General features: G+C 64.9%; 10 protein-coding genes. 1 reads left to right on the plus strand and 9 read right to left on the minus strand.

All coding sequences use genetic code 11. From position 1 onward, the window contains the following. Positions 1 to 205: 205 nt before the first annotated feature. From CEY15_RS17075 to phnC, 7 genes are all read right to left on the minus strand, one after another. Positions 206 to 463: a type II toxin-antitoxin system RelE family toxin gene (locus CEY15_RS17075; RefSeq protein ID WP_043569152.1), complete on the minus strand. Its 258-nt coding sequence runs from the start codon at positions 461 to 463 to the stop codon at positions 206 to 208. 21 nt (positions 464 to 484) lie between these two features. After that, on the minus strand, positions 485 to 730 hold the full coding sequence (locus CEY15_RS17080) for a type II toxin-antitoxin system Phd/YefM family antitoxin (RefSeq protein ID WP_007633962.1): 246 nt from the start codon (positions 728 to 730) through the stop codon (positions 485 to 487). 260 nt (positions 731 to 990) lie between these two features. Then, on the minus strand, positions 991 to 1,749 hold the full coding sequence (locus CEY15_RS17085) for a GntR family transcriptional regulator (RefSeq protein WP_020171041.1): 759 nt from the start codon (positions 1,747 to 1,749) through the stop codon (positions 991 to 993). Further along, positions 1,746 to 2,780 (minus strand): phosphonate dehydrogenase, encoded by a 1,035-nt coding sequence (locus tag CEY15_RS17090; RefSeq protein WP_095719425.1) that lies wholly within the window; start codon positions 2,778 to 2,780, stop codon positions 1,746 to 1,748. Before CEY15_RS17090 ends, CEY15_RS17085 begins: the two co-directional genes overlap by 4 nt. Further along, positions 2,777 to 3,613 (minus strand): phosphonate ABC transporter, permease protein PhnE, encoded by an 837-nt coding sequence (phnE, locus tag CEY15_RS17095; protein WP_095719426.1) that lies wholly within the window; start codon positions 3,611 to 3,613, stop codon positions 2,777 to 2,779. The genes CEY15_RS17090 and phnE overlap by 4 nt, the downstream gene beginning before the upstream one ends. Then, entirely contained in the window at positions 3,610 to 4,518 is a 909-nt protein-coding gene (gene phnD / locus CEY15_RS17100; protein WP_095719427.1) for a phosphate/phosphite/phosphonate ABC transporter substrate-binding protein, read from the minus strand. Before phnD ends, phnE begins: the two co-directional genes overlap by 4 nt. Further along, complete coding sequence (gene phnC / locus CEY15_RS17105) at positions 4,511 to 5,359, minus strand: phosphonate ABC transporter ATP-binding protein (protein WP_245847708.1); 849 nt, start codon at positions 5,357 to 5,359, stop codon at positions 4,511 to 4,513. The genes phnD and phnC overlap by 8 nt, the downstream gene beginning before the upstream one ends. A gap of 176 nt (positions 5,360 to 5,535) precedes the next feature. Between phnC and CEY15_RS17110 the strand changes: the two genes are divergently transcribed. Then, complete coding sequence (locus CEY15_RS17110) at positions 5,536 to 6,780, plus strand: alpha-D-ribose 1-methylphosphonate 5-triphosphate diphosphatase (RefSeq protein ID WP_020171046.1); 1,245 nt, start codon at positions 5,536 to 5,538, stop codon at positions 6,778 to 6,780. A 447-nt stretch (positions 6,781 to 7,227) separates the two neighbouring features. On the opposite strand, the gene CEY15_RS18270 is transcribed toward CEY15_RS17110, so the two are convergent. Continuing rightward, complete coding sequence (locus CEY15_RS18270; protein WP_141244306.1) at positions 7,228 to 8,076, minus strand: hypothetical protein; 849 nt, start codon at positions 8,074 to 8,076, stop codon at positions 7,228 to 7,230. Between the two features lie 94 nt (positions 8,077 to 8,170). Next, positions 8,171 to 9,144 (minus strand): type ISP restriction/modification enzyme (locus tag CEY15_RS18275; protein ID WP_342744916.1); only part of this gene is annotated, 974 nt, incomplete at its 5' end.

Consider the following 9,144-nt stretch of genomic DNA (forward strand, 5'->3'; position numbering starts at 1 on the left):
CATCGTCTGAACTGCAAACTTTCCAAGTTCGCATTGCGTCGAGACTCTGGGTAACGAGCAGTTCTAGCAGCTTCGGCTTGTCTGCTTAGGCGTTGGATCCTGTCATCGCGAGCCGTGCCGGCTGCGGATTGTCGAAACGCGTCCTATCGGCGTCGGCGAGTGGTGTCTCCTCGAACGCCCGGTGGCGACTTGGCGTGGGACGGAGTCACTTGTAGACGTCGCCGCGGTGGCCGATGCGCAGCACAAGTACGACGAGGGCGCCGTCTTCGATGTCGTAGATGATGCGGTAGTCGCCCACGCGGATTCGGAGTTCGCCGTCGCCTCCGGCGAGCTGAATCGCGCCAGGCGGTCGCGGTGTCACCGCGAGGGCTTCGATGGCGCGGACGATTCGCTTTTGCTCGGTGGGATGAACTTTGCGGAGGGCTTTGGCGGCCGAGGGCTTATAGGTGATCGAATAGGGCATCAGTGAGTGGGGCGCGCAGGCTTACAGGCCCAGTTCCGCCATGAGCTCCTCGTGGGAGATGCTGCCGTCCTCACGGCGAGCGTCGGCCGCGCCCTGAACGTCGGCCTGATCCTCCAGGGCCTGCAGTGCCCGGTCGAAGAACTCCGGCGAGACGACAACGGCCCGGCGACGGCTGCCACGGCTGAGGATCTCCACAGGCGCCCGCTGCGCGGCGTCGAGCACCTTGCTCTGATGGGCGCGGAAGTTACTGAGCGTCGTGGTAACCATGACGTCAATAGTACATCTTGTACAACTCGCGGTCTAGCGGCCCTTAGATGCCGCGGGCAGTGGGATCTACTCATCTCTCCTGATTCGCAGACTTGACGGAATCCACATTATCGGCGTTAACATGACGGAAGTATCAGTAGCTGCGGTTACTGCCGTTTACCTGCGATAATTCCGCGGGTGTGGCGCGACGGTGAGGTCGTCCTGCTCCGCGCTGAGGACCTGGCGGCTATTCGGGGCGGGCGATGGGTTTGTCGTCCTGATTAGGTGGTGTCGAAGTCGACCTCGACTCGGAATACATCGGCTCGAAGCCAGGAGATCGTGAGTTCCACGGGGTGGTGGTTGCGTGCGGCGGCATCGGTGCGGGACCGGATAGAGATGACCGGTGGGCGGCCGCTCAGTTCGAGGTGCTCGGCGACGTGGGGTGGCGCCGGGTCGATGGCGACGCCGAACCATCCGCGCTCGGGTTCCAGCTTGTAGTGGGTGGCCAGGGTGTCGTGCAACGAGCCGGCAGGGTCGAGGATCTGGGGTAGGTCGGGGACGAGTTGGGGGTCGAGGTAGGTGTCTGCGTAGCCGACGAGCTCGTGGTCGATGTATCGGTTACGGGAGAGTGCGAGCAGTTGTCTGCGTGCTCCCACTTTCATGCGGTCACGGACCTCGGCGGGTGGGGTCTCGAGTCGCCACCCGGTGGTGCGAACGTCTGGGGCGAATCCGGCTTTGCGGACGCTTGCGCTCCAGGACGGTGGGATGTGTCGACTGATGGTGTAGTCGATGCGTCGGGACACGAAGGTGCCGCTGCCCTGCCGACGGCGCACGAGATAGCGCCTCTCCAGCTCGGTCAGCACGGCTCGGGCGGTGAGCCGGCTGACCCCCAGGGTGCGGGCTAGTTCGTCTTCTGAGGGGAGCCGGGTGCCGACGGGCTGGTTGGCGATCTGCTCGGCGAGTGCGTCGGCGGCGGAAAGGTACACCGGTACCCGAGGACTGGTTTTGACGGGTGCGGCGTCGCTGATGGGCGTGATCATACTGCGGGAACGGAGGAGGTCGACGGTTTCCGCGGGTCGTTGACGGCTCCGTCGGGCACTTTTCCCGCGAGTGATTGCAGGATGGATCTCGCCGCGTGCTCCTCGATCGCCAAGCGTGCCGACGCGACCGCAGATCCGAGGTGCGGGGTGAAGAGGGTATGGCTCGTCAGTTCCATCAGGTCCGGGTGCAGGCCGCTGGGGCGGTCGGGTCGGGAGAGGTCCTCGAATTCGAACACGTCTGCGGCATATCCGCCGAGGTGTCCGCTGCGCAGGAGTTCGGCCACTGCGCCTTCGTTCACCACTGAGCCTCGTCCGACGTTGACCAGCAGCGCTCCGGGTCGCATCGATGTCATCGCTTCGTGGTCGAGCAGGTGCAGTGTGTCCGCCGTCAGGGGGGCGCAGACCACCACGGAGTCGCTGTGCTGCAGAAGCTCGGCGAGTTCCACCCGTTCCATACCGATCGACGCCGCGGTTGCGGACGGCACCGGATCGGGGTCGTGGTAAAGAAGTCGGGGATTGAATCCGGAGAGCATTTGCGCCACGGCCCGGCCGAGTACGCCGGCGCCCACGATGCCAATCGTGGAGCCGACGAGTGTGCGTCCGTAGAGCACCGGCCGCCAGCCGCGGAAACCGGCTCGCACGGTGCGGTCACCGGTCGCCACGTGTCGAGCGAGGCCGATCAGCAGCCCGACTGCCAATTCCGCGGTGGGTTCGGTGAGTAAGTCCTCGACTCGGGTGAGCCAGATGCCGCGCTCGGTGCAGGCGCTAACGTCGATGTTGTCGTAGCCCTTGAGTGCGCCGGCGACCACCTGCAGTCGCGGGCAACCGTCGAGGAACTGCGCGGTGATCTGGTCGGGCATGAACGCCATCAGCCCGTCGGCGTGTGCCACTCGGCGTCGCAATTCGGATGCCGGGAGGCTGTCGTCTTGCTGGTTCGGCACCACGTCGCACTCGCGGCCGAGCATGTCGAGGATCTGGGGATGCACCCGGTGGGTGAGAACGACCACCGGGCGCGCGGACGCGTTTGTCATTGGAACCTTCTTCGTAATGCTCCGCCGAGGGCGTCGACCACGGTGACGGTGGCGAGGATGACGAGCAGGATTGCGGAGACTTCCTGGTACTGGAGGGTGCGGAGGGCGGCGATCAGCTCGAATCCGATGCCGCCGGCGCCGACGACGCCGACGACTACCGAGGCGCGGAAGTTGAGCTCCCACCGGTAGACGGTGACGTCGGCCATTTGGGGCAGCACCTGCGGCAGGATGCCGTGCAGGATCACTTGTGCCCGGGTGGCTCCGGCGGCGCGGGCGACCTCGACGGATGCCTGATCGGCGCGTTCGATGGAGTCGGCGAAGAACTTTCCGACCATGCCGGCGGAGTGGATACCCAGTGCCAGGGCACCGGGAAGGGCGCCGAAGCCGACGGCGGCGACGAACACGATCGCCATGATCAGCTCGGGCACCGATCGCAGGGTGTTGAGGACCAGGCGCGCGACCGCGTAGACGGTGGGGTGCGGGGAGGTGTTACGGGCCCCGAGCAGCGCGAGTGGGACCGACAGCAGGACCGCCAGTGCGGTGGCCGCGATACTCATCGACATCGAATCCCACAGTGGGCCCCACCACCGGTTGATGTTGGTGAAGTCCGGGGGCCACATGTCGCCCAGGAGGTCGGCGATGTCGGCCAGCCCGGTGATCATCCGTTCGCCGTCGAGTAGTCCCACCGCCCAGACGCACACCAGCACCAGGACGCCGACGACGCCCATGGCCGCGCTGTTGCGCCCCCAGCCAATCCACACCCGACGGGAGATGTCCCGGTACTGTTCTTCCCGCCGTTCCTCGACGGGGTCCGGCAAAGTGTCGGCGGTCACTGGTAGTCCGCCAGGTCGATGTCCAGCAGGGGCGCAAGGTCGCGCACCGCGTCGTAGTCTTGATCGGTCACCGGTCCGAAACCGGCGGCGTTGAACGGCTCGAGCACGGCATCGTCGTCGAGTTCTAAAAACGCCGCCCGCACTTTTGCCTTGAAGTCCTCGGGCAGGTTCGTCTGCATAGTCCACGGGTAGTTGTAGTAGGGCTCGGACTCCTGGACGGTCACGACCACCTCAGGGTCGATGGTCCCGTCTCGGACCATGCGCTCGTAGATGGGCAGGCTCATGCCGCCCGCGTCGGCGTTGCCGTTCTGCACTGCCAGCGCCACCGCGTCGTGGGCGCCGACGTGCTGTTCTTCGTAATCGCCGTCGTCGACGCGCAGGCCCGCTTCCTCTGCGAGCATGGCCTTGGGTATCAGGTGGCTGGAGGTGCTGGCCGGGTCTCCCCACGCGACGGTCTTGCCAGCGACGTCGCCGAGTGTGGTGATGCCGGAGTCGGCATTAGCGAGAAACACCCCTTGGTAAGTAGGGGCAGCGCCTTCTTCCTCCTGCAGCGCGGCGAAGGGCTCGATGTCGGCCTTCTCCTGGGCGAGCACGTAGGACAATGGCCCGAAGTAGGCCAGGTCCAACCGGCCGCGGGTCATCGCCTCGATCATCGAGGAGTAGTCGGTGGTGACGATGAGTTCGACCTCGACGCCCAACTCGTCCTCTAGGTATTCCTTGAGCGGTTCGTTGTCCTGGATCACTTGAGACGCGTTCTCGTCGGGCAGCAGGGCCACGCGGAGGGTCTCAGGCACCTCGCCGGCGGCAGGCTCGGAGGTGGAACCGGAGCCGCAGCCGGTGAGAACAAGCGCGAAAGAGATCAGCGCCGCCAGTGCGGCAACTGTGGAACGGGCTGGTCTAATCATTGTGAAGAACTCCAGGATCTGGTGAATGTGATTCGGGTGATGCGAACAGCGTCCGGTCAGCGAGGTGGCCGGTGACAGTACTGGCGACGGTGTCGCCGTCGGATTCCTCAGTGACGCCTTCGTAGATGAGTCGAATGGCGTCATCGGTGACATCGGACACGGGGCTGTCATGCACGATCTCGCCGTGTGCGAGGCCGACGATGCGGTCGGCGTGCTCAAGGGCCAGGTCGACTTGGTGGAGGCTGGCGACGAGTGTGATGCCGTTGTCGTGACAGACACGGCGCAACAGCGCCATCACCCGGACTGCGGTGGCCGGGTCGAGGCTGGCAACCGGCTCGTCGGCGAGGATCAGCTGCGGCTGTTGGGCGAGTGCGCGGGCGATGCCGACGCGCTGCTGCATGCCGCCGCTGAGATTGTCGACCCGGGTGAGCGCGTTGTCGAGCAGACCCACCTGGTCGAGCGCCTCGAGGGCGATGCGCTCGTCGGCGCGACCAGCGGGCAGGAGACCGTGCCAGAAACTGTGGTAGCCGACTCGGCCGAGCAGCACGTTGCGCAGCGCGGTGTACCGCGGGACCAACTGGTGGTGCTGGAAAACCATGCCAGTGCGCCGGCGATGCCGTCGTAATGCACGGCGCGAGTCCAGTGCCGGGAGACCGGCGGCACGCACAGTCCCGGTGGTGGGCTGCACGAGCAAATTTATGCACCGCAGCAGCGTCGACTTGCCGGCTCCCGAAGGACCGAGCAGCACGGTCACCTGCCCGGCCTCGATCGTCAGGTCGGTTCGGCGCAGCGCCTGCACGCCCCCCTTGTAGGTCTTGCTCACCTCGACGAGATCGATCATGAGAACCCCTCTGTAGGACTTGGTCGAACACCCCGAAACCTATAGAGGACTTGCGAACGGACGATCAGGGTTGAGAGAACGGTGAGTGAACCCCGTCCGACCATCCGATGCCGGTGAACGACCGATGACTTCCGCGTTCATGCGACGGCCATAGGGCCCTGTCAGAATGTGTCGTCATGACCTTCGGAAACTCGTGCTGGCCGCCGACAGATTTCGTGATCGGCCACGTCACAGCGGTGCTACCCGATCGGGTGGAGGACAACGCAAGAGTGGTGGTGCGCGAGGGTCGGATCGCCGAGGTGGGCCCACACCCGCCGGGTGCCGGCTGCACCCTGGACGCCCACGGCGCCCACTTGCTGCCGGGCCTGGTCGACGTCCACACCGACATCCTCGCGCGGGAGACCCGGCCGCGACCGGGCGTCGTCCTAGACCCTGCCTTCGCACTGACGTCGGCGGGCGGCCGTCTACGCGCGGCAGGAATCACGACCGCCTTCCACGGCCTTGCATTCCAGGAGCACTCCATCGTGGGAACGACGATCGGTTCCCCCGCTGCCGCAGAATTGTCCGATTCGCTGCGTCATGCCGACGACACCCAGGTCGACCACCAGGTCTTGCACCGGTTGGACGCCCGCTGCGAGTACGGCCGGACGCTGCTCGCAACGGAGCTGGCCGCACTCGACGACTCCGCGGATTCTGAAAGGCTTCGGAGCATCACCACACCGGATGATTCCCAACGCGCACGGGTGCCGATCGTCTCGCACGAGGACCACACACCGGGGCAGGGGCAGTTCGCCGACCCCACGACCATGCAGCGGTGGCTGATCACCAACGAGGGTATGACCGAGGCCGCTGCGGTCGACCACGTCGATCGGTGGCGTCGCACCCGCGCCGAACGTCTCACCGTGCGAGACCGCGCCCTCACGTGGCTGGGCGACCTGGCCCGAGCCGGACACATCCGGCTCTTCGGCCACGACCTGGCCACCCCGGAAGACGTCGCGGCTGCCGCCGACCGCGGCTGCACCGTGGCGGAGTTCCCAACGACCCTGGACGCCGCCCGTGCCGCCCGCGACCGAGGCATGCTCGTCGTTGCTGGCGCCCCGAACGTCGTCCGTGGCGGCTCCCACACCGGGAACGTCTCGGCAGCCGAGCTCGTCGTCGCCGGTGTGGCCGACTCCCTGGCCAGTGACTACCTTCCCTCCTCTATGCTCCCAGCCGCAGTGCGACTTGTGCGCGACGGCGTCCTCTCACTCCCACACGCCGTTCGACTGATCACCTCAGGCCCGGCCGCCTGTGTCGGTCTCTGCGACCGTGGCGCGCTGACCGAAGGCTTCCGAGCCGACCTCGTCCTGACTGACCTCAGCAAGACTTGGCCCGTCGCCCACGTCATTTCGACTCAGTCGCATACCGCTGCTCGCGAGTAGCTCGGATTCAGCGGCAGTAGGCCACGAGGACTGTCACCGCTTCGGCTGTCTCACACCAGTCCGGCGGAGGTCAAGCACCGATGACCTGATGCAACTCCCCGCCTGACCGCAAGCGAAGGATCAGAAACGAGTTACACCACCACACGGGGCTTGACCGGACTCTCGACTGACCACGGCGTCGAGGGGAGCGAACCTTCCTCGGACGTCACACCGAAAATGACCGCACACGCAGTCCGCGCTGTCAGCGGCAATCGGTCGCCCACTGACCAGCAAGCATGACGGAATATGACATTATCGGCGCGAGAAGACCGCGTTAGTGAAAGCGTCACTCAAGCGTTCGGAGCTGGTGAGTGAGTCGGGGCATCTCTCGGGCGCTGGTGGCCAGCCTTCGGCATCTCGCCTCCGCCCTCGGCGTCACCGAGGCCCAGATCGTCTTACCTACCAGTATCACTCGCGTTTTGGTCCTCGACCGAGTAGACGAGACGCGCGCCTCCCCAAGGCCCGCGCGCCAATCTTCGCTGCGAGCACTCGCTGACCGCCCGAAGCGGGCATTATCTCCAGCGGTGTAATCGGGGACTGCCAGAACACTTCTCCCAGTCCTGCATGTGCTGCCCAGTTGACGCGCATGCAGATATCGGCGACGTAGGAGTAGGACTCGTAACCAATCAAATTCGTGCGTCCGTTATCAATCCAAACGTGAGAAGCGAGCACTCCGATTCCTCGATCGAAACGAGTGCCACCGTCGAGTGCCATCGCGCGGTACGCCAACGAAGCAGACTCTTGGCGAGCAAGCATCAGCCGGGTATCCACCAGGTCGTCACCGTCTAAGAAGGCTGCAAACTCCGGAGGCGGCGCAAACCCAGCCTCTGCCATCCAACAGCCGAAGTTTTTCACTGCGTAGCTCCCGAGGAACCGAGCCGACTCTTGCCATGACCCGCCGTAGACCTGTCGCCAATCCAACGACTGAGCCCGGGAAAGTTCGTCTGCATTCGACTGAACAAAATTGACGTACACGTCGTAAGCCTCGTCAAATGGTTGGCTTCGCTCGTTATTGCACTTGCGGCAGAGGATCTTCGAAAATTTCACGGCTTTGCTGTTCGGGCCGCGTATTGAGTACAGCTTCTCGCCACTACGACCAAGATAGAGCCCTTCGTCGCCCCACATCCGGCGAAGAACGCTTGCCTTGTGACGATGCTCCTGACTGTCCGCGATGCTCCCGCACCACCAGCAGACCCCCGTCTGGTCCTGGCGCAGGCCCTCAAGAGCAGCCTGGTCTGCCGGTCTCGGTTCTGTCATACGACAAGTATGGCGGTGAAGCCGTCGCTCGAACGCCCACGAGCTGAGCAACTTGGAACGGCGAGCTACACCCGGACCCGCGATCACGGGTCTCTCACGTGAAGGAGAAGCCCAGCTGTCCTTCGTCGCCCTCATCGAAGCCGGGCTGTGCACTCGAATAATCTGGCCTGCGTTGGGAGTCCTTTGTCCCGTCCGGCCAGACGGCACCGGCGGAGGCAAGCATGTCTCGAGACGCCAGCGAGACGGACATGATCTCATCCAGCAGTTCCACCTGCGCTTCCTCGAGCCCGACCAGGCGGGTGAGCACCGACAGCAAGTCAAGAAGCTCGCTGGTCCACTCGGGCGGCCAAGACGAGACATGTACATCGTCGAGGGGACTGGACTTCTTTCCTCCTGGTTCGGCCTTGCGGTAGCCGAACCACGACCGGAGCACGTTCTTTCCTCCCACGGTGTACTCCCACACCGCAGGACTCACCGGGCCGAATGCGCCACCACCGAGTCGCACCTCACCCGTGGCCTCATTGAATATCATCTCGGATGGCATCTCAGCTATCGCCGCTAAATTCATCACCCGACGAGAATCTCCAGCCGCGAGCCGCACATCGCCGGCTGGACGCCCGGACTCTGGGTCAACGAACGTAGCGCCATAGGTGTGCAGCCAGGCAACCTCCATCCCGAGCGTGACGGCTCGTTCGAAGAGCTCCGGACTGGTCGTAAACGGCACTCGGATGCCCGGGGTAGTCAGCTCGTCTGCGAAACGCGCGGTAAACCCGGGATGGGAGAGCACCCCCGCTAGGTAGGCGACAACATCCTCTGGTGTGACAGGGCGCCCAGTAAGTGTGGACAGTGCGCCAAGGAGGCCGGCGGCGATGTTAGGTCGCCCGCCGGGGTGCAGTAGCGGGAGCGCTCGTCCTCCCCGATTGTTGAAGTGATGCATGTCAGGGATCAGCGCCGAGAACACAACCCCTGGTCCGTGGCTGATTGCTTCGGCGTGCTGCTCCACGACGAAGATCTGCCCTGGACGCCGTGCTGCCCAGTGTGGTTCCCCCCGAATCGTGGAGGGTTTCC

The organism is Dietzia natronolimnaea, assembly GCF_002289575.1.
GTDB lineage: Bacteria > Actinomycetota > Actinomycetes > Mycobacteriales > Mycobacteriaceae > Dietzia > Dietzia natronolimnaea_A.